This window comes from Nocardia abscessus, from assembly GCF_015477775.1.
In the GTDB taxonomy this organism is placed as follows: Bacteria; Actinomycetota; Actinomycetes; order Mycobacteriales; family Mycobacteriaceae; genus Nocardia; species Nocardia abscessus_A.
The window spans coordinates 1-23,745 of the sequence record NZ_JADLQO010000017.1 but is presented as its reverse complement, the minus strand read 5'-3'; the positions used below and the strand labels follow the sequence as shown (position 1 = coordinate 23,745).

Sequence of the window (23,745 nt, the reverse complement as noted above, 5' to 3'; positions counted from 1 at the left end):
ACTGCATTTCTTGCTTCAGTGCGGGTCTCTATAGCGTTTGCTGTCGGCGTGCCAGGCGCGGTTGCCGCCCATCCAGGCCCACAAGCCGGCGAGGAAGCGGCGTAATTCCGGCGAACCTGCCGCGGCCAAGGGCGCCGCCTCACGTTCGAACCGGTGCACCAGCTCGTCGTGCACCTCGGCCGTGCGCAACACGGCCTCGCGGCGCGAGCAGCGCTCCTCGGCGGCGAGGACGGTCGGCAGGTTGAACTCCCTGCCGTTCGAAAGGTCCTCGCGCGCCATCGAATACAGGTCGTTCACCATCTGGCTGGCCAGGGCCGCCGTGGTGACCACGCGGCGTACCGCGGGATCGGTGTACTCCGCGGCCTGCAGCTCGTAGCCGCCGAGTACGTCGGTCGGCGCCATGCACGGCAGGAAGCTGTGCGGTTGCCGGTTGGTCAGGTACTCCCAGACCGGTGGCATCCGTCCCGCCGCCCGCCAGCCCGCTTCCGCACCGAGCGCGATGAACCAGCCCGCGATCTCGGTGCGCAGCCGGGCCAGTTGCGCCGGGCGGGCGTAGCGAGCCAGATGGTCGAAGGAGGTGCGGAACGCGCGCAGGATCGGGTCGGCCTCCAGGGCCGCCTCGAGCTGGGCGGCGTAGCGCGCGGGCAGATGTGCCGGATCCATGGCGGCGGCGGCCAGTTCCAGCCGCGGACCCAATTCGGCCTCGGCGCTGGAGGGGGTGCCGTCCGGGGCCCGGTCGTCGGCATCCTCCTCGCAGTAGTAGTCGTCCACGGACCATTCCGAGACCGCGCACTTCGCCGCTGCCAGCAGCTTGTCCGCGTCGTCGCAGTCCGGATGGGCGAGCATGATCAACCGGCCGAAGTCGGCGTCGCGCAGCTCGTCCAGCCGCCCCTCGTACAGGCCGATGTCCCTGGCCCACTCCACGATTCCGGTGTTGACGGCCTCGGCGAGCACGGGATCGTCACGCAGTGGTGGCGGGCAGTACAGCGGCGGGATCGGATCGGGTCGATCGCGGTGCACCGTGGCGGTGCCCAGACCGGTCGGCCCTCGTGGAATACGCGCGGGTTCACCGGCGGATTCCGGTTCGGTGTGGCCGGTTCGTGGCACGGGCGCCGCGGCGCCGGGTGCTCCGAGGAACGCCGACGCCGTGCCGAGCCCGGTCGGCCCGGCAGGGATGCGCGGCGCAGTCGGTAACCGCAGCCGTCCCGCCTGGACGATCGATCCCGCTACGTCGCCGGACGCCGCCGCTGTCCCTGTGCCGCCGGTGGCGGTAGGCGCAGTAGCGGTGCGAACAGCGGCCGGATGGGGGGCGGGTGCCCCGGCGCGCACCGGAAGCAGCAGCGCGGCAGCGCCGAGGCCGGACGGACCGAGCAGGCGGCTGGGTTGCGCGCGGGGGTGCTCGTCCGGAGCCGAGTCCGGCGGGCCGGCCGGGTTCGCCGGAAACAACTCGGTGGGAGCGGTCGTCCGGGTGTTGGTGAGCAGCGCGACGACGGTCGCGGCGACCTCATTGGTGGCCTGCGCCGCCGCGGCGCGGGAGAGCACCGACATGCTCATCACCCCGGTCAGTCCGCTTGCCGGGCGACCAGGACGTTGTCGAGCACGCCGAGGGCGTCCGGCACCAGGACGGCCGCCGAGTAGTAGCAGCTGATCAGGTAGGAGATGATCGACTGGTCATCGATGCCCTTGAACCGCACGTTGAGGCTGGGTTCGTACTCGTCCGGAATCCCGGTCTGGTGCAGGCCGATCACGCCCTGGTCCTTCTCGCCGGTGCGCATGGCCAGGATCGAGGTGGTCTGGGTGTCGCTGATTGGGATCTTGCCGCACGGGAAGATCGGTACGCCGCGCCATGCGGGAACCCGGTGGCCGTCCACCTCCACCGGATCGGGGTAGAGCCCGCGCTTGCTGCATTCGCGCCCGAACGCGGCGATCGCTTTCGGGTGTGCGAGAAAGAGTTTCGTGCTGCGGCGCATGCTGAGCAATTCGTCCAGGTCGTCCGGGGTGGGCGCGCCGGATTCGGTGTAGATGCGCTGTTTGAGATCGCAGTTGTGCAGCAGACCGAAGTCGGGGTTGTTGACCAGGTCGTATTCCCGCCGTTCGTAGAGCGCCTCGATGGTCAGGCGCAGCTGCTGCTCGACCTGGTTCATCGGGTCGTTGAACAGGTCGGCGACCCGGGTGTGCACGCGCAGCACACTCTGCGCCAGGCTGAGCTCGTACTGCCGGGGGGAGGCGTCGTAGTCGACGAACGTGCCTTCCAGCAGCGGCTCGCCGGAGTGGCCCGAGGAGACCTCGATGTCGGCCTCGCCCTTGTTGTTCTGGCGGTGACTGGGCGCGGAAGCGACGCGGGAAAGTTGCTCACTCAGCGCCGGCGTGCTGTCGACGAACTCGCTCAGCGATTGCCGCGGGAGGACCAGCAGGGTGGTTCGCGTGACCGTCTTGATGGTCACCGGCCAGATCGCCGACGGCTCGGTGAGGATCGTGTCACCGAAGAAGCCGCCGCCGCCGAGCAGGCCGAGCTTGGTCTGTTCGCCGTACTCGCCCGAACCGATCTTGCTCAATTTGCCGTGCACGATCAGCAGGATCTGATCCATGGGATTGCCGAATTCCGCCACGACAGTTCCCGGTTCGAGATCGCGCTGCTCGAAGCGCTCTGCGAGGCCACGCAACACTTCCTCGTCGTCGAAGCCGCGCAGTGCAGGAAGCTCCTGCAATTCCAGCGGAATGACCCGGGCGGTGCCGCCGTCGATGACGAATTCCACCTCGCCGTTGCCCACCGTGTGGGTCAGGCGGCGGTTCACTCGATACACACCGCCGTTGACCTGGGTCCACGGCAGCGCGCGGGTGAGCCAGCGCGAGCTGATGCCCTGCATCTGCGGTTCGGATTTGGTGGTGTGCGCGAGCAGCCCGGCCGTACTGGTACTCAGGCTCTTGCGCGCGTTGTTTTCCGTTTGGACTGGCATTTCAATGGTCATGCGTGGTCCTCACCTCGAGACGGCCACCGAGACACGGTGACGGGTTTGGGGCAGGGGGAATTCAGAGGCGTCGATAGTTCAGAGTCGCTGGGTGTTCACATCAAACAGCAGCGGGCATGCCCGCGGAGAGCTCATCGAACGAAATTGCCGACGCGCGAAATTGCCTACGCGCCATGGCGTTCCAGACGAGATCGATCGTAGACGCCGAAAGCGGATGAGCACAGGAGAATTTCGAAGATCGCCGCGAGACGCCACGGATGGTTACGACACGCGATCGATTGCGGTAACGCTGGGTGGCATCCGGAGCAGGCGACCCGAATTGCCCTGGTATCGCTGAAAATTAGCTGTGGCTGAACCCGCCGTCGCCGACGTGGTTCGGGTGGGTGCAGGGCGGGTGGAATCCCGATCGGTTCGACGGCCGCGGCGGGCGGAACCGCACCGCCGCGACGTCTCGTCGCCGCGAACGCCGCCGCGCCCGGAAGGCGGTAGTACGAGCCGGCGGATGGGCCGGGCCGGAGGCGGCCACAGCGCCGGGATCGAGTGCTCCTCGATCCGACGCCGGTCCACGTGCCGTGCGCGCGAGGTGAGCCGCAGGGCGGCATGGCGTGCCGATGAGGCCCGTACTATCCGTGTGGATGCCGGGAAGTTCCCGGGTGCGTGGGTCGATGTCACGAACGGGCCGACCGCGACAACCCGGCATGTGACGTGTCACAGCGGACACATAATGGACAGGTGTTATGGAAAGCTCGTCTGAACACCTCGCAGCGTGTGATGCGGGTCACGTTCTAGGGTAGGGGCCAGGAGCGATGGTGAAGTTGAGTGCGAAGGATGTGGTCGGCTCGGTGCAGCGGTTGATGGCGACCGCGCAGAACGGCCTGGAGGTCATCCGCTTCGGCGGGCTGACCCACGACGTCGCGTCGTCCCCGTTCGAGGTCGTGGAGCGCAGGCGTATGTATCGGTTGCGCCATTACTTCCCCGACGACACCACGCCGGGTCGTCCGGTGGCCCTGCTGGTCCCGCCGCTGATGGTGAACGCCGACATCTGGGACGTGAACGCCGAGGACGGCGCCGTCGGCATCCTGCACCGCGGCGGCGTCGACTGCTGGGTCGTGGACTTCGGCTCGCCCGCCAGTGAGGAGGGCGGCTGGCAGCGCGATCTCGCCGACCACGTGCTGGCCGTCAACAGCGCCATCGACACCGTCAACGAGGCCACCGGCAGCGGCGTGCACCTGATGGGCTACTCGCAGGGCGGCATGTTCGCCTACCAGACCGCCGCCTACCGGTACGGCAAGGGCGTGGACAGCATCGTCACCTTCGGCAGCCCGGTCGACATCGTCGCGGGCATGCCGTTCGGGCTGCCCTACGGCATGGTCTCCGACGTCGCCGACTTCCTGGCCGACCACGTGGTCACCCGGCTGCCGATCACCGACTCCATGGTGCGGATCGGCTTCCAGCTGCTCGACCCGGTGAAGACGGCCAAGTCCAGGATCGACTTCCTCCGTCAGCTGCACGACCGCGAGGCGCTGCTGCCGAAGGAGCGCCAGCGGCGCTTCCTCAACAGCGACGGCTGGGTCGGCTACGCGGGCCCGGCCGCGGCGGATCTGCTCAAGCAGTTCGTCGCGCACAACCGGCTGATGCTCGGCGGTTTCGTGATCCGGGATCATCCGATCTCGCTGGCCGAGCTGAAGTGCCCGATCCTGGCGTTCGTCGGCGAGGTGGACGACATCGGACAGCCCGCCGCGGTGCGCGGCATCGTGCGGGCCGCGCCGAACGCGGAGGTCTACGAGGCGACGCTGGTCGCGGGCCACTTCGGCCTGGTGGCCGGGAGCACGGCCACCAACCACACCTGGCCGCTGGTGCGTCAGTGGATCGAGTGGATGCACGGCGACAAGCCGCTGCCCCAGGAGATCGTGCCGATGACCGAGCACGTGGCGAGCAATCGCCCGCGCTCGGCGGCGACCCGGGTGGTGCACACCGCCGCGACGCTGGCGGAAGCGGGCACCGGGGTGGGCAAGGCGCTCGAGGGCATCGCGAACAACACCGTGCGCGGATCGATCGAACTGGCCGGCGAAGCGGCGCGGGCACTGCCCAGGCTGACCCGCCTCGGCATGATCCAGCCGCACACCCGGATATCGCTCGGCCGGTTGCTCGCCGAGCAGACGCGCCGCGCGCCGCAGCGCGACCTGTTCCTGTTCGACGACCGGGTGCACACCAACGCGGCGGTCAACACGCGCATCGACAACGTGGTGCGCGGCCTCATCTCGGTGGGCGTGCGCCCCGCCATGAGGGTCGGTGTGGTGATGGAGACCCGGCCCAGCGCGCTGGCCTCCGTCGCGGCGCTGTCGCGACTGGGCGCGGTGGCGGTGCTGCTGGCCCCGAACAGCGAACTGGGCCGCGCGATCGAGCTGACCGGCGTGGAGGTGCTGATCGCCGATCCGGAGAACCTGCGCCAGGCCGCCGCGACCGGCGCCAAGGTGCTGGTGCTCGGCGGTGGCGATACCCGCGAGCTCGCGCTGCCGGTGAGCGACCGTTTGATCGACCTCGAGAAGATCGACCCGGCGCAGGTGCGGGTGCCCGCGTGGTACCGGCCCGACCCGGGCTTGGCGCGAGAGCTGGCGTTCGTGCTCGTCACCGGCACCGGTGAGCGGCTGGAGACGAAGTACATCACCAACCATCGCTGGGCGCTGTCGGCCTTCGGCACCGCGACCACGGCTGATCTGGATCGCCGCGACACGGTGTACTGCCTCGCGCCGCTGCATCATTCGTCCGGGTTGCTGGTCAGTCTGGGCGGGGCGGTCGCGGGCGGAAGCCGGATCGCGCTGGCCCGGTCGCTGGACCCGGAGCGCTTCGCCGAGGAGGTGCACCGCTACGGCGTCACGGTGGTCACCTACACCTGGACCATGCTGCGCGACATCCTCGACGCCGAGGTGTTCCCGTCCGGCCATCGCCACCCGATCCGGCTGTTCATCGGCTCCGGTATGCCCGCCGGGCTGTGGCGGCGCACCGTCGAGCAGTTCGAGCCCGCCCGGGTGCTGGAGTTCTACGCCTCGATCGAAGGCGACGTGGTGCTGGCCAACGTGGCCGGTGTGAAGCGTGGGTGCAAGGGCAGGCCGGTTCCCGGCACGGCGAAGGTGGAACTGGTCGCCTTCGACCCGCTCACCGAACGCATCCTGGTCGACGGATCCGGCTTCGCCCGGCGTTGCGCGGACAACGAGGTGGGTCTGCTGATCGGCAAAGCCTCCGACGGCGTCGACCTCTCCGCGGGCGGCCTGCGCGGGGTCTTCGCGGCGGGCGACTCGTGGATGCCGACGGAGAATCTGTTCCGCCGCGACGGCGACGGCGACTACTGGCTGGTCGACCGCACCGACACGGTGATCCACACCCGGCGGGGACCGGTGTTCGGTCAGCCGATCGTCGACGTGCTCAACGACATCACCGCGGTCGATATGGAAGTCACCTTCGGACTCAACGTCGGCGACCACTGCCTCGCGGTCGCGGCGGTGAGCGTGCGCGAGAACTTCCGGCTGGAACCGAAGGACGTGACCGAGGCGTTGCGCGCCCTGGAACCGGATCAGCGGCCCGACCTGGTGTATGTGGTGGACGACATCCCGCGCAGCCCGTCCTTCCGCCCCTCCGCCCGTGCGGTGCAGGCGGCGGGCCGTCCGGAGCCCGGTCCGGACACCTGGTGGTACAACCGCGCGTCGGACGCCTACGAGATCCTCACCGCCGACCAGGCGAGCACGCTGCTCGGCGACTGACTCGATTCATGTTGCCGAAGCGCCGGATTCACCGACCGATGGCATAGTGAGTGTCTGTGCGAACGAGCCTCATTTACCGCAACGGGACCGTCTACGAGGTCCTGATGCGTGGGTTGTACGGCAAGCACTACACGGCTCGGTATCGCGCTATCGCGGAACTCGTCCCGCAGGGGGCGAGCGTTGTCGACCTGTGCTGCGGACCGGCCACGCTGTACACCCGCTATCTGCGTCACAAGGCGGTCGACTACACCGGGCTCGATCTCAACGAGCGCTTCGTCGCGCGGGTGAACGAAGCGGGCGGGCGCGGCGAAGTCTGGAACTTGCGTGCCGAGGACGCGCTGCCGACCGCCGACTACGTCATCATGCAGGCCAGCCTCTACCACTTCCTCCCCGAGCCGCAGCCCCTCATCGATCGGATGCTCGCCGCCGCCACCCGGCAGGTGATCGTCGCCGAGCCGATCCGCAACCTGGCGACCAGCGACAACCCGCTGCTAGCCACGATCGGCAAGCGGTTCACCGACGCGGGCGACGGCGAGCAGGCGCACCGCTTCACGGAGCGGACCCTGGACGCGCTCTTCACCGCGTACGAACCACGGGTGGCCCGCCAGTCCCTCATCGCGGGCGGCCGGGAGAAGCTCTACGTGCTCACCGCGTGACGCCGGTGGCCGTCGTCGCGGGATGCGAGGGCACGGTCACACGGTGAACGCGGTGACCGCGTCGACCACGCGCGCAACCTGCGCGTCGCTGAGATCCGGCCAGAGCGGCAGGCGGACGACGGTTCCGGAGAACTCAGCGCTGCGCGCGCACGGCCGCGGTGTGCGGCCCAGCTTGAAGCCGGCCGGGCTGGAATCCAGCGGAATGTAGTGGAACGGCGCGGAGATGCCCTGGGCGGCCAGGTGCGCGATGAGGTCGTCGCGGCGGCGCTCGGTCGGGGTGCGCAGGTAGTACAGGTGCGCGGTGTGCCCGCGATCGGCCGGTACGGACATCAGGCGCACGTCGTTGCGCTCGGCCCAGTCCGGCAGGGCGGCGGCGTAGGCGTCCCAGACCCGGTGCCGACCGGCCTGGATGGTGTCGAACTCGTCCAGTTGCGCGTCGAGCACGGCCGCGTTCAGCTCGCTGGGCAGATAGCTGGAGCCGATGTCCTGCCAGGAATACTTGTCCACGGCCCCGCGTAGGAACCGGGCACGGTCGGTGCCCTTCTCCCGGATGATCTCCGCGCGCGCCATCAGGATCTCGTCGGTGAGCAGCAGCGCGCCGCCCTCGCCGCAGTGCACGTTCTTGGTGTCGTGGAAGCTGAGCGTGCCCATCGAGCCGATGGTGCCCAGCTGCCTGCCGCGCCAGGTGCCGCCGAGTCCGTGCGCGTTGTCCTCGACGACGGCGAAACCGTGCGCGTTCGCCAAGGCCAGCAGTCCGGCCATGTCCGCGGCGACGCCGCCGTAGTGGATGACGACCACGGCCTTCGTCCGCTCGGTGAGCACGGCGGCCACCGACTCCGGGTCCAGGTTTCCGGTGGCCGGATCGATGTCGGCGAAGACACAGGTGGCGCCACGCAGGGCCATCGAGGTGGCGGTGGAGGTGAAGGCGAAGCTGGGCACGATCACTTCGTCGTCGGGGCCCAGCTCGAGCAGCAGGCCGGCCATCTCCAGCGCAGAGGTGCACGAGGTGGTGAGCAGGGCGTGCGGCGCGCCCGTGATCGCCTTCAGCTTCGCGGTGGCCGCCGCGGTGAACTGGCCGTCGCCGTGGCTGTGATCGGAGGCCAGCACGGCCTCCAGGTTCGCAAGTTCCCGGCGCGCCCGGAACGGGCGGCTGAAGATGACGCGGTCAGTGCTCAACCCGGTCGGTCCCCCTGCTGGCGGTTGCGGCGGTCAGTGGCGAAGTATCGGCCGGACGCGGGGTCGGCGTCTCGACGGTGAGGTAGAGCGGTTTGCCCACCAGGATGTGCAAGGCGACGCCCAAGTACTCGGCGATGAGCCCGAGGGAGAACAGCACCGCACCGGAGCACAGCAGCAGCACCACGATGGTGGAGGCCCAGCCTTCGGGCGCCCAGCCGTCGGTGGTCAGCGCTTCGAACACGACGATCGCGGCCATCACCACGCCGGCGAGCGCCAGCGTGACGCCGAGCATGCTCACCAGCCGCAGTCCGCGCGTGCCGCTGCACAGCACCATTTTCCAGAACAGCGAGAACAGGCGGCGGTAGTTGTAACCGGACTCCTCCCTGCCCTCGGCGCGCAACACCACCGGGGCCTGGGCGACGGCGCCGACCACCCAGGTCAGCGCGACATCCAGGTAGACGCCGTTGGAGGCGACCTCGGCGAGCTGCCTGCCGATGTCGCCGCGGATCAGCCGGTAGCTTTCGAACCGGGTGGAGTCCGGGAACGCGAACAGCGTCGCGAGCACCAGCTTGGCTCCGCGCGAGGTCAGATTGCGCAGGAATCCGTGCGGCCGGGTGTTGCTCGGCTTGGAGTACACCAGGTCGGCGCGCTGCGCCAGCGCGGTGTCCAGGAACGTGCTGATGAAACGGGGATCGTGCTGGCCGTCCTCGTCCATGGTGACGATCCAGTCACCGGCCGCGACCGACATCCCGGCGATCGTCGCGGCGTCCTGGCCGAAATTGCGGCTGAGCCAGACGGTGCGCACCGCGGGATAGGTCCGCTGCAGTTCCTGCAGTACCACGTCGGAACGGTCGGGGCCGTGGTCGTGCACCAGGATGATCTCGGCGACGGTGAACGCGGTGCCGCCGGGAGTCTCGACGGGACGCGTGAGATCGTGCAGCTCGGCGACCAGACCCGCGATCGTGTCCTCGCCCCGGTACACCGGCACCACCACCGACACCGTGTGCGGCCGGTCGACGCCGGGCCGTGCCGGATCACCGTTCGTCGCGGAGGCGCCGGAACGGAATGTGCGGGCGGAGGGAATCGGCATCAGCTGGATCGACTTTCGATGACGGTGCGTGCCGGTACTCGTTGCAGGACTGCAGAGCCCGAACCGCTGTGGACTCTAGCACGGGGCGATACGCGGCCACCGGAGCAGCTGATCATGCCCTCATCTTGGTGGCGTCCGCGACCGATGCCAAGCGGAGGGCCGCCCTGTAGGGTTTGGAACTCGTGACGGACAGTGCAGTGCCCGGCTCGCGGCCGGATGTCTATTCGCGGCGAGATGTCTACCGGTGGGGGGTCATCACCGCGCTCGGAGTGGTCGCGGGTTACCTCGCTGTCCTGCTCGCCAACGCCCGGCATTTCTTCACCGACGACACCGAGTCCCAGTACACCTCGCTGTGGGTCGGCCTCGGCCGTGCGCTGCGCGCGGGCGAGTTCCCGGTCATGGTGCCCGAGCAGTGGATGGCGGGCAACAACACGATGGACGACGCGGGCCTGTTCAACCCGCCGCAGTTGCTGATCGATCTGATCGCTCCCTCGGTGGACAACGTCGCGCTGTACGCCACCGTCGTGAAACTGATCTTCTCGATCATCGCCGCGCTCGGCGTCTACCGGATCTGCCTGGTCTACGGTGGGCGGCCGGCCTGGTCGGCGGTCGCGGGTATCGCGCTGCCGCTGACGGGTTTCTTCCTTTTCTTCGACGAAGCCAGCTGGATGACCGCGCTCACCGGCACCGCCTGGATGGTGCACGCCTGGGCGGCCTCGGTGCGCTACACGCGAGGGCTCGGCGGGCCGATCCCGGTCTTCGTCTACCTGTACCTGACCATCTCGACGCAGTACATCTTCCCCGCGGTCGAAGCGGTGCTGATGCTGCTGGCGGTGGCCGTGGGCGAGCTCGTGTATCAGCGCAAGTGGCAGCCGGTGCTCCGGCTGACCCTCGCGGCGGGCTGCGCGGGCCTGGCGGGCCTGCTGACCTTCTTGCCGTCGATGCTGTCGGCGAAGGTGACCTGGCGCGGCACCGCGCAGATCAACAACGACCAGTTCCTCACGGTGCCGTGGTCGGAGTCGCTGAACGCGAGCCTGCCCAGTTCGCTGCCCGCGTTCAGTTCGTGGTGGGGTTACGTGCAGCCGCTGCCGGTCACCTACATCGCGTGGTTCCTGATTCCCGCCCTGGCGTTCATCGACTGGCGCCGTGCCAGGGAGGCATGGCGGGAACTGAGCGCGGTCGCGATCTTCGCGATCATGATGCTGATGTGGACCGCGGGCCCGGGTTCGGTCGGCCCGCTGCGCTGGCCCGCGCGTGTGCTGCCGATGCTGGCCATCGGCCTGCTCGTGCTGGTATGCGTGCTGCTGGGCCGCTACGGGACGGTGCGCGACCCGAAGAACCGCGGCATCGCGGCGGGCGTGCTGATCCTGCTGCTGTGGGTGCGCTCGTTCTCCGCCGACCCGCACGACGCGATCTGGCACGTGATCGCGGCGCTGGCACTGGGCGCGCTGGCGGCGGGAGCGGTGTGGCTCGGGCGCACCAAGGGGACCGCGGCGGCGTGCGCGCTGACCATCGTCGCGATGTTCCCGATCGCCTATTTCCAGGTCGAGGCAGCGCAACCCACTCCGATGTCGTGGAACCTGCCCGCGAAGCGTTCCGTGGCGAAGACGGCGTTCCCGGATTTCGCGGGCAACACCATCCAGCTGGGCGATCGCGGACTGTTGCAGCCGCAGGACAAGAGCATCGAGGGCGCCTACGGCTCGCTCGTCTTCGGAAACTATGCCCGGGGACTCGAACTGGATTACGTCAACGGTTACACCCCGAGCGGCCATTTCTACTTCGGCGAGATGCTGTGCATGCGCTGGGACGGCAGCGTCTGCCCGGACGCCTACCGGCGGATGTTCGCGCCGGAGCCGACCACAGGGCGGCCGCTGGTCGATCTGATGAATCTGGACCGTGTGGTGGTGCAGCGGGCGCTGTTCCCCGACGCGCCCGGTCAGCCTGCGCCCGAGGGTTGGAAGTGGGTCGACTACCCCGGGCACGAGCGCTACATCGCGGTGCTGGAACGCGTGAACGGACCCATCTCGACGGTGAACGGCCGCGTGACCGATGCCGAGAAGGTGAGCGCGACCTCGATCTCCGAAACCGACACCACCAGCCGGGTGCGGGTGTCCTCGGCCGAAGGCGGCCGGGTCGTGTTCGCCCGGCTGGGCTGGCCCGGATATCGAGTCACGTTGAACGGCAAGTCGATTCCGATCACGACGGTCGCCAAGTCGTTCGTCGCCGTCGATGTTCCCGCGGGCACCCAGAACGCCGAACTCGTGCTGACCTGGCGGCCGCCCGGCTGGAAGATCGGTCTCGCGACCGCCGTGGCGGGTGTGCTCGGCATCGGCGTCCTGCAATGGCTCCATGTGCGGTCCCGGCGTCGCGACGAGCCGGAGGAGTCCGGCGACGACGAGCGCGCCGAGCCGGATCGCGAGCTGGCGGACGTCGTCTCGTGAAGACGAACGCGCGTGCGGTCGCCGCGGATGCCGACGCGATGAGCGACGGGCCCGCTGCGGGGCTTCTGGTGCGGGTGGTGCGCCGACAAGAGATCGCGTTCGCTGTGGTCGGGGCGTGCAACACCCTGCTCGGCATCGGGCTGACCGTGGTGTGGCTGGCGGTGCTCGGCGACGCGTGGCCGCCCGCCGTCGCGGTCGTGCTGGCCTACGCCGTGGGCATCGTCATCGCTTTCGTCCTGCACCGGACCCTCGTGTTCCGGGTCCGCGGCCGGGTACTGCGCGACTTCGCGGGCTTCGTCGTCGTGAATTCCGGCGGGCTGCTGATGAACACCGTGCTGCTGTCGCTGGCGGTCTCGGTGCTGCACCTGCCACGGATTCCGTCGGCCGTCGTGGTGATGGGCCTGGTCGCGGTCGCCAGTTTCTTCGGCCACCGCTACATCTCCTTCCGCCGCGGGCCGGAGGCGCGCCCCGCGAGCACGGCCGGGTAGCGGTTTCCCGGACGGCGGCTCGGCACTGGCTTGCCGGAACGGCGCCGAGTTGGAGGTAGGGTCTGTGACTCGTGGCCGAACGTAGAACCTTTCCTTCGCGCGAAGTCTTCACCTGGGGCGTCATCGCGGCGCTCGGAGTGGTCGCGGGATACGGTGCGGTTCTATTCGCCAACGTCCGGCATTTCTATACCGACGACACCGAATCGCAGTACGCGCCGCTGTGGGTGATGCTCGGTCGGTCCCTGCGCGAGGGACGATTTCCCACACTCGTTCCCGAGCACTGGATGGCGGGCAACTACACCATCGAAGAAGCAGGGTTGCTCAATCCACCGCAGCTGCTGATCGATCTGATCGCGCCGTCGGTCGGCAACCTCGCGCTGTACGCCACGGTGGTCAAGCTGATCTTCGCGATCATCCTCGCGCTCGGCGTCTACCGGATCTGCCTGGCCTACGGGGCGAAGGCGCCCTGGGCGGCGGTGGCAGGCGTCGCCATGCCGTTCACCGGATGGCTGCTGTTCTTCGACGAGGCCAGCTGGATGACCGCGTTCACCGGCACCGCCTGGATGGCCCACGCGTGGGCCTCCGCAGTGCGCTACTCCCGCGGGCGCAGCGGGCCGATCCCCACCTTCGTCTTCTTGTATCTGGCCATCTCGGTGCAGTACATCTTTCCCGCGGTCGAGGCCGGACTGATGGTGGCCGCCGTCGCGGTCGGCGAACTCGTCCATCAGAAGGCGTGGCGGCCGTCACTGCGCCTGCTCACGGTCGCCGCGTGTGCGGCGCTGGCCGGCTTGGCCACCTACCTGCCGAGCATGCTGTCGGCGAAGGTGACCTGGCGCGGCACCGCGCAGATCAACAACGACCAGTTCCTCACGGTGCCGTGGTCGGAGTCGCTGAACGCCAGCCTGCCCAGCACGCTGCCCGCGTTCAGTTCCTGGTGGGGCTATGTGCAGCCGATGCCGGTGGTCTACATCGCCTGGTTCCTGGTTCCGGCGCTGGCCTTCGTCGATTGGCGCAAGGCGCTCGGCTCGGCGCGTGAGTTCGTCGCGCCCGCGCTGTTCGCGGTGATGGCGCTGATGTGGACCGCTGGTCCCGGCGCGATCGGCCCGTTGCGCTGGCCTGCCCGGGTGCTGCCGATGGTCGCGCTGGGTCTGCTGGTGCTGGTGTGCGTGCTGCTCGGCCGCTTCGCGACCGTCCAGGACCGGCGGCGGCGCGGCATCGCGGCCGCGGTGCTGATCGGTCTGTTGTGGGCGCGGTCGTTCTCGGCCGCGCCGCAGGAGGTGACCGGGCACGTCGTCGCGGCGCTGGGGGTGGCCGCGCTCGGCGCCGTCGCGGTATGGCTCGGGCGCAGCCGCGGCGCGTTCGCCGCCTGCGCGCTGATCGTCGTTTCGGTCTCCCCGATCGCCTACCTCCAGGTCTGGGGCGCGCAGCCGACGCCGATGGGCTGGCATCTGCCGGAGAACCGCGCGGAGATGAAGGCCGCGTTCCCCGATTTCTCCGGCACCACGCTCCAGCTCGGCGACCGTATGCTCATCCCGCCGCAGGAACGGAATCTGTCCGGCGCGTACGGATCGCTGGTATTCGGCAACTACGCGAAGAATCTCGAGCTGACCTACGTCAGCGGATACACCCCCAACGGGCACTACTGGTTCGGCGAGACGCTGTGCATGCGCTGGGACACCAGCGTGTGCCCCGATGCCTACCGGCGCGCCTTCACGACCGAGCCCACCACCGGCCGGACCATCGTCGACCTGATGAAGGTCGACCGGGTCGTGCTGCATCGCGCGCTGTACCCGGACGCCCGCGACCAGCCCGCCCCCTCCGGCTGGCGCTGGGTCGACTATCCGGGGCACGAAAAGTACATCTCGGTGCTGGAACGCACCGACGGGCTGATCTCGAGCCGGGACGGCCGGGTCGCGGCTACCCAGGGCGTGACGGCCACATCGGTCGCCGAATCGGACACGGCCAGCCGGGTGCGGGTGAGTTCTCCGGACGGTGGGCGGATCGTGTTCGCCCGGCTCGGCTGGCCGGGCTATCGGGCGACGCTGGACGGCCGCGAAATCCCGTCCACCCTGGTGTCGAAAACTTTTGTGGCCGTTGATCTTCCGCCCGGTTCCTCCGGCGAGCTGGTGCTTTCCTGGCAGCCGCCGGGATGGCGGATCGGCGTCGCCGCGGCACTGCTGGGACTGCTGGGCATCGGTCTGCTGGAATGGGCGTACCTGCGCGGCAGGCGCCGGGAGGATCGACCGGTCGAGGTGACCGACCAGCCGTCAGCACCCGAGACGGCGGAGACCGACCTGGCCGACGCCGTCCGATGAGCGGCGGCGCGGCGGATCGAGGAGACGCGCCGACGTCGGACGGGGCGCAAGTGTGGTGCTCCGGCTCCGCGAGCGAGGGGAGCGCGGCTCCCATTCCCTGGCCGGATGCCGGAGAGCAGTCGAACCTTCCGCCCGCCGACCCCGGTCCGCTGCTGCGATTGGTGCGCCGCCAGGAGATCGCGTTCGCCATCGTGGGCATGGTCAACACCGGCCTCGGGATGGCCTTGACGGTGACCTGGCTGGCGGTGCTCGGCGATCGGGCGCCGGCCGCCGCTGCGCCCGCCCTGGCTTACAGCATCAGCGTGGTAGTGGCGTTCGTCCTGCACCGCACCCTCGTGTTCCGCGTGCGCGGGCGTCTGGTCCGGGATTTCGTCGCGTTCGTCGGGGTGAACTCCGGCGGGCTGGCGCTGAACATGGTGCTGCTCCAGCTGGGTGTGTCGGTCCTGCACCTGCCGAGCATTCCGTCGGCGGTCGCGGTGATGGCGCTGGTGGCGGGCGCGAGCTTCTTCGGGCATCGCCACATCTCGTTCCGCCGCACGCAGGGGCTCGACGCGGACGGTTCTCGCTCCGCCCCGGCCGGAAGGTAAGTTTCCTGGTATGCCTGAGCACACCACCCTGGACGCCACACTGCTGCGCCTGCTGGCCTGCCCGCAGGACAAGGGCCCGCTGGAGCTGGTGCGTGCCGCCGACGGCAGCGCGCTGCTCTACAACTCGCGCCTGCGCCGGGCATACCCGATCGAGAACGGCATCCCGGTCCTGCTCATCGATGAAGCCAGGGACGTCACCGACACCGAGCACGACGCGTTCACCGCGCAGGCCGCCGACTGACCCCACCGTCCTGCCTTCCCCCTCTCGACTGACAACTCGCCTGCCGCACGGTCGGCGGACAACGGATGAGTCACGGTCGTTTTGCGTCCATTGACCGTTTGAAGCCGGGTCCGCCATGATCATTTGCACCTCGAGACGGTCCACTCGCTCCAGCAAAGGGGTGACGCGACCAGCCTGCTGAGCTGCACGCGTGGCATTTGAGGAGAGAGAGGTCGGGAACGTAATGAGCGATTCGCGTTTACGTAACTGGACAACTCGATGTGCGATTGCCTGTGCAGTCGCGGCGGGATTCGCGATGGCGGCCCCCGCACAGGCCGAACCGCTGTGGCCGGGTGGCCCGGACATCCCAGGTCTGCCCGCGCTGATCCCGCCACCCCCGCCCGTCGCGCCGTGTTCCACGGCGGCCCGGGCATGCATGCGCCTTTCCACCGACGAAGCCTGGTTGATGGACGAGGGCCGCGTGGTCTACGGCCCGACGCCGATCTCCCACGGGATGCCGGGATACGAGACACCGCCCGGAGTCTTCCGTGTGTCGTTCAAGAAGGAGTTCCACTGGAGCACCATGCACAACGCTCCGATGCCGTACGCCACCTTCTTCAACGGCGACATCGCCTTCCACGTCGGCCCGATCGAGAAGAAGTCGCACGGCTGCGTCCGGATGACCCACGAAGGGGCCAAGGCGTTCTACGAGTACCTGTGGCCCGGTGACGTCGTCGAAGTCGTGGAGTAACGGTTCCGGCGCCGTTGCGCGATGATCGGCCGGATCATCGGGACGGAGGTTGCCGCCCGATGTCGCCGGTCAGATAGCGCTGCAGCGTCGGGCCCACGGCCGCGACCAGCTCGGCCGCCGGCATCGATGCCAGCGGTTCCACCCCGACGATTTTGCGGCCGACCAGCACGCCCATCATCTGCGACGCGACCAGTCCGACCCGGACCCGGCCGTCGTCCTCCGGGGTGGCGATCCGCAAGCGAACGCGTTCCAGCACGACCTCCAACACGAACGTCCTGGCCAGAACCGGGTCATCGGTGCCGGCCAGGATGCTGCGCACCAAGGCGACCACACCGGGCCCCGCCGGCGAATCCCACACCCCGAGCACCGCGCGAATGATGGTCTCGCCCAACTCCTCCAGCGGCGCGGCCTCGATGATCCGCAAGGTCGCCTCGGGGTCCACCGGCAGTTGCACCACCGCGGCGAAGAGCTGCTGCTTCGTGCCGAAGTAGTGGTGCACCAGGGCCGGATCGACCCCGGCGTCGGTGGCGACCGCGCGCACCGAGGTCTTGTCGAAGCCTGCGTCGGCGAATCGGGCGCGGGCGGCCGCGAGGATGGCTTCGCGGGCGCCCGATTGCCCAGGTCGGCGGCCTGTGCGGGTGGGCCGCTCGGCGCCGCCGGAACCATTGCCCGCGGTCACGTGGTCCGCCGTCGTAGCGTCGCCGCGCCCAGGCACAGTGCGACGATCGCGAATCCGGCGACGATGGCGAGGTCGCGCCACATCTGGCCGGTGACCTCGGGATGCGCCGAGACCTGCTGCAACGCGTCGACCGCGTAGCTCAGCGGCATCACGTTGCTGATCACCTCCAGCCAACCGGGCAGCTGGCCGCGGGGAACGAGCAAGCCGCACAGGAAGATCTGCGGCGCGACCACGACCGGCATGAACTGTACGGCTTGGAATTCGGTGCGCGCGAACGCGCTCGCGAGCAGTCCGAGTGCCACTCCGCACACGGCGTCGACCACCGCGATCAGCACCACCCAACCGGGACTGCCCGCCGCGTCGAGCCCGAGCAGCCCGAAGGAGACCGAGCAGGCGACGACCGCCTGCGCGGCCGCGGCCAGCGAGAACGCGGTGCCGTACCCGGCGAGCAGGTCGAGTTTCGTCAGCGGTGTGGACAGCAGCCGCTCCAGCGTGCCCGAGGTGCGTTCGCGCTGCATGGCGATCGCGGTGATCAGGAACATCACGATGAACGGCAGGATGCCGAGCATGCTGATGCCCACCCGGTCGAACAGCGAGACCGGGTTCATCGGGTCGGTCGGGGTGTCCTTGTAGATGAAGTACAGCAGCGCCATCAGCAGAGCGGGGACCACCAGGATCATGGCGACGGTGCGGTGGTCGTTGCGCAGCTGGCGCAGGATGCGACCGGTGGTCGCGGCGTAGGGACGCAGCGTGGGCGTGCGCCGCGGCGCGGATTCCAGGGTGGCGGTCATGCGTTCTGTCCCATCGTGATCAAGGTGAGGAAGGCGGTCTCCAGGTTCTGCTCGCCGGTCTGCGCGCGCAGTTCGTCGGGGCTGAGCTGGGCGAGCAGTTGCCCCTCGCGCATCAGCACCAGCTGGTCGCAGTGCTCGGCCTCGTCCATCACATGGCTGGACACCAGCAGCGTCGTCCCGTTGGCGGCCAGCTCGTGGAACTGCTTCCAGAGCTCGACCCGCAGCACCGGATCCAGGCCGACGGTCGGTTCGTCCAGGACCAGCAGTTGGGGTTGGGCGACCAGCGCGCATGCGAGCGAAGCGCGGGTCTTCTGGCCGCCGGAGAGCTCGTCGCCGCGCTGGTGGGCGTGGTCGGAGAGGCCGACCGCCGTGATCGCGTCATCGACGTCGGCGCGGTCACGGCCGTAGAGCGCGGCGAAGTACGCGACGTTCTCGCGGACGCTGATGTCGTTGTAGATGCTCGGCGCCTGGGTGACGTATCCGATCAGGTGGCGCAATGCCGCCGAGCCCGCCTGGAGGCCGAGTGCGCTCACCTCGCCCGCTTCGGTGATCTGAGTGCCGACGATGCAGCGCATGAGCGTGGTCTTGCCGCACCCCGAGGGACCGAGCAGTCCGGTGATCGAGCCGCGCGGGATGGTCAGCGAGACGTCGTGCAGTACTTCGCGGCCGCCACGGCGGACCCGCAGGTTCCGTACCTCGACGGCGGGAGATGGAGTGGCTTGCGACACGGTCGCCTCAATTCATCGAGTGTTGAATTCACTGTGTGATGAATTTATCGCGACCAGGCTGACCAGGCAAGGGTGTGGTGACGGGGAATATCAGTGGCCATGGTGCGTCGGCGGGCTCCCGGCCTCCTGGCCCGGGTTCACGACCACGAATTGGCCCATCATTCCGCGGTCTTCGTGCCAGAGCAGGTGACAGTGGTACATGTACGGCGTGTCCGGATCGGCGGGGCCGTCGAATCGCACGGCCACTCGCACCGAGCTGTTCGGCGGAAGGAAGACGGTGTCCTTCGGTCCGGCCAGCGCCGCGGGCGGTGGGCCGTCGTCCACCGCGAGCACCCGGAACTGCACGTCGTGGATGTGGAAGTTGTGCGGCATGCCGTCGATGTTGCGCACCACCCAGCTCTCCGCGGTGCCGCGCGTCACCGCGAAGTCGATGCGGTCCATGGCCATCGGAACGCCGTTGATTCCGGCGATGTTCAGGTCGAAATGGCGCTCCCGCACCGAGTCGCCACCGTCCGGCGTGCTGGGCGCAGCCAGCGTCGCGGGAAGTTCCGGTGACGGACGCAGCGTGGCGGCCGCGCGCAATTCGAGGATGTCGAAAGTATCGTCGCCACCGGCGAAACGCTGTGTCCAGAAATCGAGTCCGGCGTCGAGTTCGCCGCTGCGCAGCACCGTGCGCTCGCCGGGCCGGAACCGCACGACGATTTCGGCGCGCTCGCCCGGCGACAGCCGCAACCGATTCAGGGTGCTCGGCCGCTCGAGGAGGCCGCCGTCGGTGGCGACCAGAGCGAACGGTCGCTGGTCGGCGAATTCGAAAGTGTAGGTCCGCGCGGTCGAGGCGTTGAGCAGTCGCAGGCGGACGAGTTCGGCGCCGACCTCCCGGTACGGCGCCAGTGTCCCGTTGACCATGGTCCGGTCGCCGAGGAACCCGACATCGCGGAAGATCCCATGGGCGGAGTCGAACGCCGCGCCGTCGAACCTCACATCCTGGACGATCACCGGGAGGTCGTCCACGCCGTAGGTGGAGGGGAGGGCGAGGGACGTGGATACCTCGTCGTCGAGCAGGAACATGCCCGCGAGCCCGCGGCGTACGTGAGTCTCGGTCGCACCGTGCGGATGCGGGTGGTACCAGAGGGTCGCCGCCGGTTGATCAATGGTCCAGCTCGGCGTCCAGGCGGCGCCGGGCGCCATCATCTGGTGCGGTCCGCCGTCCATCGCGGCGGGCAGGTGCATGCCGTGCCAATGCACGGTCGAGGACTCCGGCAGGTTGTTGCGGACGGTGACCGCCACCTTTTCCCCGCGCCGCGCCCGCAGCGTCGGCCCGAGATAGTCGCCGTTGAAGCCCCAGGTCTCGGTGACCTGTCCGGGCTGGAATTCCCTGTGCCCCGAACGCATCTCGAGTTCGAACGTGCGCGTGCCGTCCGCGCCGATCCGCGATGGGGCAAGCGGCGGGATCGTGAGCTCGTTCCGGAATTCCGTCCTACCGACCGTGGAGACGGTCGCCCCGATGTACACCCGGACGACGAGACCGGAGATCGCCAGAGCCAGCAATGTCACGACCGATGTGAGAACCATGAGCGACCGCCGCCCTCTGCGCGGCCGGGAATCCGAAGACATGGACCGACGGTAGAAATCGGCAGTGCCCCAACACATCCGGGAGCGTCCCTATTTACTCCCCGGTCCGCCCCTGATGCCGGTGCCCGGACCGTCAGGGTGCAGGAAGGACTCTCTTCGGGTGTCGACAGCCTCGAGTGATCTCCCTCGGCGGTGGTGCCGGAGGCGTTCTGGGCTCCAGCCGTGACCAACCAGAGTGCGGCGCTGTCGGCCGACGGCGGACAGCCGCGGGCCTCGACGCTCGAGCTGTTCTCCGACCTCGTCTTCGTCTTCACCATCACCCAGCTCACGCACGTCTACACGCATCATCCGGGCTGGCAGGCGCTCGCCCAGGTGGCGTTGCTGTTCGGGCTGATCTGGTGGATGTATTCCGGCTACGTCTGGCTCACCAACGAGGTGGCGCCGAACAGTTCGACGCGACGCACCTGGCTGCCGGGCGTCGGCGAGGGTGTCCCCCGAACCGCGTCATACCGTGCTCTGCCGATGCAACGGACCGTGTCAGGGCGGCAGCTACGGCATCACTGCGGATCGGAGCCCGACCTGCGCCCACGCCGGTCGGCGAGTGGCTGCGCGACCGCTTGTCGTCGCCGTCGAGGACAATGGCGGCTGTGTGTGCCCAGTCTGTCGAGGAACTCGCCGTCGAACCGCCCGCTGCCGCCCGGCGTCTGCTCGGGGCGACGTTGCGGTCGGGTCCGGTCGGTGTACGGATCGTCGAGGTCGAGGCCTACGGGGGAGACCCGGCCGGCCCATGGCCGGACCCGGCTTCGCATTCCGGGCGCGGCCGGACCAAGCGCAATGACGTGATGTTCGGTCCCGCCGGTGTGCTGTACGTCTACCTCAGCTACGGCATGCACACCTGCGTCAACGTGACGAGCGGTCCGGACGGAGTCGCCAGCGCCGTACTGATCCGCTCCGGTGAGGTGATCGACGGATTGGAGACGGTGCGCGCGCGACGTCCGGGCGCCCGGTCCGAGCTCGACCTGGCCAGAGGGCCGGGCAATCTCGGTAGCGCACTGGGAATCACGTTGAGCGACTATGGAACCCCGCTGTTCGATCCGTCATCGCAGATCCGGCTGGAGTTGCACGACCCGGTCGAAGCCACCGAGATCGCCTGCGGTCCGCGGGTGGGCGTCAGCAGCGCGGCTGATGTGCCGTGGCGCTTCTGGCTCCCGAGTTCGCGAGCGGTGTCGGTCTACCGGCGCAGTCCTCGCGCACCACTGTCCGCGGCGAAGTCGGCCTGACGGCGCGTCGAGAATTCCCGGCGCGGCGCGATGAGTTTGCCCGGAGCGCCCCGTTCTGCCAGTGACCGCGCCACCGACCCGTCGCGGCCGACCAGAGGGCCAGGGACATGACCGCCGTCTCCGCCACCAGCCCCCGCCCGCCCGGGAATGTGCTCGATCGCACCTTGTTGACGCTGCAGATCCTGCTCGGCGATAGGTCTCCTGATCCGGTTCGGCGCGGGTCGGGCTCGCCCGAAATCGCTCGACGGATGCCGCGCCTCGCGAGGACACTGAGGCGCGCACGAAGCCGCGGACCTCGTGCGGAAAGATAGGACAGCGTGAGCGGCGACATCATCGACGAACTGACCTGGCGCGGCCTGATCGCGCAGTCCACCGATCTGGATGCCTTGCGTGCGGCGGCGGCCGCCGGGCCGCTGACCCTGTATGCCGGCTTCGACCCCACCGCCGCCAGTTTGCACGCGGGCCACTTGGTGCCGCTGCTGGCGCTGAAGCGTTTCCAGCGTGCCGGGCACCGCCCCATCGTGCTGGCCGGCGGCGCCACGGGCCTGATCGGTGACCCGCGTGACGTCGGCGAGCGGACGATGAACTCGACCGAGACCGTCGCGGGCTGGGCCGAGCGGATCCGCTCGCAGCTGGAACGCTTCGTCGACTTGGACGACTCGCCGACCGGCGCGGTCGTCGTCGACAACATGGACTGGACCGGACCGCTGACCACGGTCGACTTTCTGCGCGACATCGGCAAGCACTTCTCGGTGAACGTCATGCTGGCGCGCGACACGATCAAGCGGCGCCTGGACGGGGAGGGCATCTCCTACACCGAGTTCAGCTACATGCTCCTGCAGGCCAACGACTACCTGCAGTTGCGCCGCAACTACGGCTGCACGTTGCAGGTGGGCGGCTCCGACCAGTGGGGCAACATCATCGCGGGCGTCGAACTCAATCGCCGGGTGGATGGCGCGGCCGTGCACGCGCTGACCGTTCCGCTGGTGACCTCCGCCGACGGCAAGAAGTTCGGCAAGTCCACCGGTGGCGGCAGCCTGTGGCTCGATCCCGAGATGACCAGCCCGTACGCCTGGTACCAGTACTTCGTGAACACGGCCGACGCCGATGTGGTGCGCTACCTGCGCTGGTTCACGTTCTTGTCCCGCGAGGAACTCGACGAACTGGAGCAGGCGACCGCCGAGCGCCCGCACGCGAGGGAAGCGCAGCGCAAGCTCGCCGCGGAGATGACGACTCTGGTGCACGGGGAGGCGAACACCCACGCCGTGCAGTTGGCCAGCCAGGCGTTGTTCGGCCGAGGGGAACTGCGCGACCTCGACGAGGCGACCCTCGGCGCCGCGCTGCGCGAAGCCGCGATCGACGGCGAGGTCGCCCAGGTCAAGGCGGGCGAGCCGCACACCATCGTGGACCTGCTCGTCGCGACCGGCCTGTCCGAGAGCCGCGGCGCCGCCCGGCGCGCGGTGAACGAAGGCGGCGCGTCGGTGAACAACGCGAAGATCTCCGACATCGAATGGACCCCCGCCGACGCCGACTACCTGCACGGGCGCTGGCTGGTCCTGCGGCGCGGCAAGAAGAACCTCGCCGGGGTTCTGCGGGCAGGTGCATGAAGATCGCGGTGGCCTGAATCACATGCGTGTGATTCAGGCGCTCGATCACCCGGATCGCACGCCTCTGACCTGCGGAAACGCCCTGCTGTTCAGGCGATTTGACGTAGCGTTTTCCGCCGCGTAACTTAGTTCAAGTCAGAGCGACACGGACACCAACCCGGAGCCGAAGCGAGGCGGAGACGCCGAGCGGGACCGGGAAACGAGGTAGGACGAGGAGCGCCTGTCAGCCCAGTGTGACGCGGATCGGCCGATAGTCTTGACTTCGGTTGATAGCTTGGTTAGGCTGGGAAAGTTGCCTCACAGAAGGTCTGGTTGAGACTGGCCCGGATGTGTGTGCGTGTGTTCTTTGAGAACTCAATAGTGTGTCGATGAATGTCAGTGCCAAATGTTTATTTGGTTCCGGCTCTTCCGCTCCCCGTGTGGGAGGGTCGGACTTTTTTGTCAGCTTTTTGCTGGCGATTGTTTTGCTGGGTTTTCGGACTCTGGTTTTTGATCTGATTGCACCCTTTTGGGGTGTGGTTGTGAGTCTTCAACGGAGAGTTTGATCCTGGCTCAGGACGAACGCTGGCGGCGTGCTTAACACATGCAAGTCGAGCGGTAAGGCCCTTCGGGGTACACGAGCGGCGAACGGGTGAGT

Annotated in this window: 18 protein-coding genes, 1 rRNA gene and 1 pseudogene; 12 read left to right on the top strand and 8 right to left on the bottom strand. The window is 68.7% G+C overall.

Annotated features, from left to right (window positions below; translation table 11 throughout):
- Positions 1 to 15 precede the first annotated feature (15 nt).
- Together IU450_RS31820 and IU450_RS31815 are read right to left on the bottom strand one after the other, a co-directional pair.
- Positions 16 to 1,548, bottom strand: coding sequence for a family 2 encapsulin nanocompartment cargo protein terpene cyclase (locus IU450_RS31820; protein WP_195153423.1), 1,533 nt, complete (start codon positions 1,546 to 1,548; stop codon positions 16 to 18).
- A gap of 14 nt (positions 1,549 to 1,562) precedes the next feature.
- Positions 1,563 to 2,969 carry a family 2B encapsulin nanocompartment shell protein gene (locus IU450_RS31815; protein ID WP_195153422.1) on the bottom strand — a complete coding sequence of 469 codons (1,407 nt, stop codon included), beginning with the start codon at positions 2,967 to 2,969 and terminating at the stop codon, positions 1,563 to 1,565.
- Positions 2,970 to 3,775: 806 nt separating this feature from the next.
- Here IU450_RS31815 and IU450_RS31810 point away from each other — a divergent pair.
- Together IU450_RS31810 and IU450_RS31805 are read left to right on the top strand one after the other, a co-directional pair.
- Positions 3,776 to 6,727: an acyl-CoA synthetase gene (locus IU450_RS31810; RefSeq protein WP_195153421.1), complete on the top strand. Its 2,952-nt coding sequence runs from the start codon at positions 3,776 to 3,778 to the stop codon at positions 6,725 to 6,727.
- Positions 6,728 to 6,783: 56 nt separating this feature from the next.
- On the top strand, positions 6,784 to 7,383 hold the full coding sequence (locus IU450_RS31805; RefSeq protein WP_195153420.1) for a class I SAM-dependent methyltransferase: 600 nt from the start codon (positions 6,784 to 6,786) through the stop codon (positions 7,381 to 7,383).
- A gap of 36 nt (positions 7,384 to 7,419) precedes the next feature.
- Here IU450_RS31805 and rffA read toward each other — a convergent pair whose 3' ends face one another.
- On the bottom strand, positions 7,420 to 8,559 hold the full coding sequence (gene rffA, locus IU450_RS31800; RefSeq protein ID WP_195153419.1) for a dTDP-4-amino-4,6-dideoxygalactose transaminase: 1,140 nt from the start codon (positions 8,557 to 8,559) through the stop codon (positions 7,420 to 7,422).
- Positions 8,549 to 9,649: a glycosyltransferase gene (locus IU450_RS31795; RefSeq protein ID WP_195153418.1), complete on the bottom strand. Its 1,101-nt coding sequence runs from the start codon at positions 9,647 to 9,649 to the stop codon at positions 8,549 to 8,551. Before IU450_RS31795 ends, rffA begins: the two co-directional genes overlap by 11 nt.
- 269 nt (positions 9,650 to 9,918) lie before the next feature.
- Here IU450_RS31795 and IU450_RS31790 point away from each other — a divergent pair, with 269 nt between their 5' ends.
- The 6 genes from IU450_RS31790 to IU450_RS31765 all read left to right on the top strand — a co-directional run bounded on the left by IU450_RS31790 (position 9,919) and on the right by IU450_RS31765 (position 16,451).
- Positions 9,919 to 12,090: a hypothetical protein gene (locus IU450_RS31790; RefSeq protein ID WP_324197910.1), complete on the top strand. Its 2,172-nt coding sequence runs from the start codon at positions 9,919 to 9,921 to the stop codon at positions 12,088 to 12,090.
- Positions 12,087 to 12,578: a GtrA family protein gene (locus IU450_RS31785; protein WP_324197899.1), complete on the top strand. Its 492-nt coding sequence runs from the start codon at positions 12,087 to 12,089 to the stop codon at positions 12,576 to 12,578. The genes IU450_RS31790 and IU450_RS31785 overlap by 4 nt, the downstream gene beginning before the upstream one ends.
- A gap of 71 nt (positions 12,579 to 12,649) precedes the next feature.
- A complete protein-coding gene (locus tag IU450_RS31780; RefSeq protein ID WP_195153417.1) occupies positions 12,650 to 14,893 on the top strand; it encodes a hypothetical protein in 2,244 nt (747 codons plus the stop codon).
- Positions 14,890 to 15,480, top strand: a complete 591-nt coding sequence (locus IU450_RS31775; RefSeq protein WP_195153416.1) for a GtrA family protein — start codon at positions 14,890 to 14,892, stop codon at positions 15,478 to 15,480. The genes IU450_RS31780 and IU450_RS31775 overlap by 4 nt, the downstream gene beginning before the upstream one ends.
- A 10-nt stretch (positions 15,481 to 15,490) precedes the next feature.
- Entirely contained in the window at positions 15,491 to 15,721 is a 231-nt protein-coding gene (locus IU450_RS31770) for a Trm112 family protein (RefSeq protein ID WP_195153415.1), read from the top strand.
- 295 nt (positions 15,722 to 16,016) lie between these two features.
- Positions 16,017 to 16,451 (top strand): L,D-transpeptidase, encoded by a 435-nt coding sequence (locus IU450_RS31765; RefSeq protein ID WP_228835415.1) that lies wholly within the window; start codon positions 16,017 to 16,019, stop codon positions 16,449 to 16,451.
- Between the two features lie 34 nt (positions 16,452 to 16,485).
- Here the strand turns inward: IU450_RS31765 and IU450_RS31760 are convergent, their stop codons facing one another.
- The 4 genes from IU450_RS31760 to IU450_RS31745 form a co-directional block, all read right to left on the bottom strand.
- Positions 16,486 to 17,130 carry a TetR family transcriptional regulator gene (locus tag IU450_RS31760; RefSeq protein WP_195153413.1) on the bottom strand — a complete coding sequence of 215 codons (645 nt, stop codon included), beginning with the start codon at positions 17,128 to 17,130 and terminating at the stop codon, positions 16,486 to 16,488.
- The gene (locus IU450_RS31755; RefSeq protein ID WP_195153412.1) at positions 17,127 to 17,921 is read right to left on the bottom strand and encodes an ABC transporter permease; all 795 of its coding nucleotides are present in this window, start codon (positions 17,919 to 17,921) and stop codon (positions 17,127 to 17,129) included. The genes IU450_RS31760 and IU450_RS31755 overlap by 4 nt, the downstream gene beginning before the upstream one ends.
- On the bottom strand, positions 17,918 to 18,649 hold the full coding sequence (locus tag IU450_RS31750; protein ID WP_195153411.1) for an ABC transporter ATP-binding protein: 732 nt from the start codon (positions 18,647 to 18,649) through the stop codon (positions 17,918 to 17,920). Before IU450_RS31750 ends, IU450_RS31755 begins: the two co-directional genes overlap by 4 nt.
- 90 nt (positions 18,650 to 18,739) lie before the next feature.
- Positions 18,740 to 20,263, bottom strand: a complete 1,524-nt coding sequence (locus IU450_RS31745) for a multicopper oxidase family protein (RefSeq protein ID WP_195153410.1) — start codon at positions 20,261 to 20,263, stop codon at positions 18,740 to 18,742.
- Between the two features lie 150 nt (positions 20,264 to 20,413).
- Between IU450_RS31745 and IU450_RS40690 the strand changes: the two are divergent.
- The 4 genes and pseudogenes from IU450_RS40690 to IU450_RS31725 all read left to right on the top strand — a co-directional run.
- A pseudogene (locus IU450_RS40690) lies at positions 20,414 to 20,674 on the top strand (low temperature requirement protein A); the annotation flags it as partial.
- A gap of 185 nt (positions 20,675 to 20,859) precedes the next feature.
- Entirely contained in the window at positions 20,860 to 21,501 is a 642-nt protein-coding gene (locus tag IU450_RS31735) for a DNA-3-methyladenine glycosylase (protein ID WP_195153560.1), read from the top strand.
- Positions 21,502 to 21,818: 317 nt separating this feature from the next.
- Positions 21,819 to 23,108 (top strand): tyrosine--tRNA ligase, encoded by a 1,290-nt coding sequence (gene tyrS, locus IU450_RS31730; protein ID WP_195153409.1) that lies wholly within the window; start codon positions 21,819 to 21,821, stop codon positions 23,106 to 23,108.
- Positions 23,109 to 23,637: 529 nt separating this feature from the next.
- A 16S ribosomal RNA gene (locus IU450_RS31725) occupies positions 23,638 to 23,745 on the top strand; the annotation flags it as partial.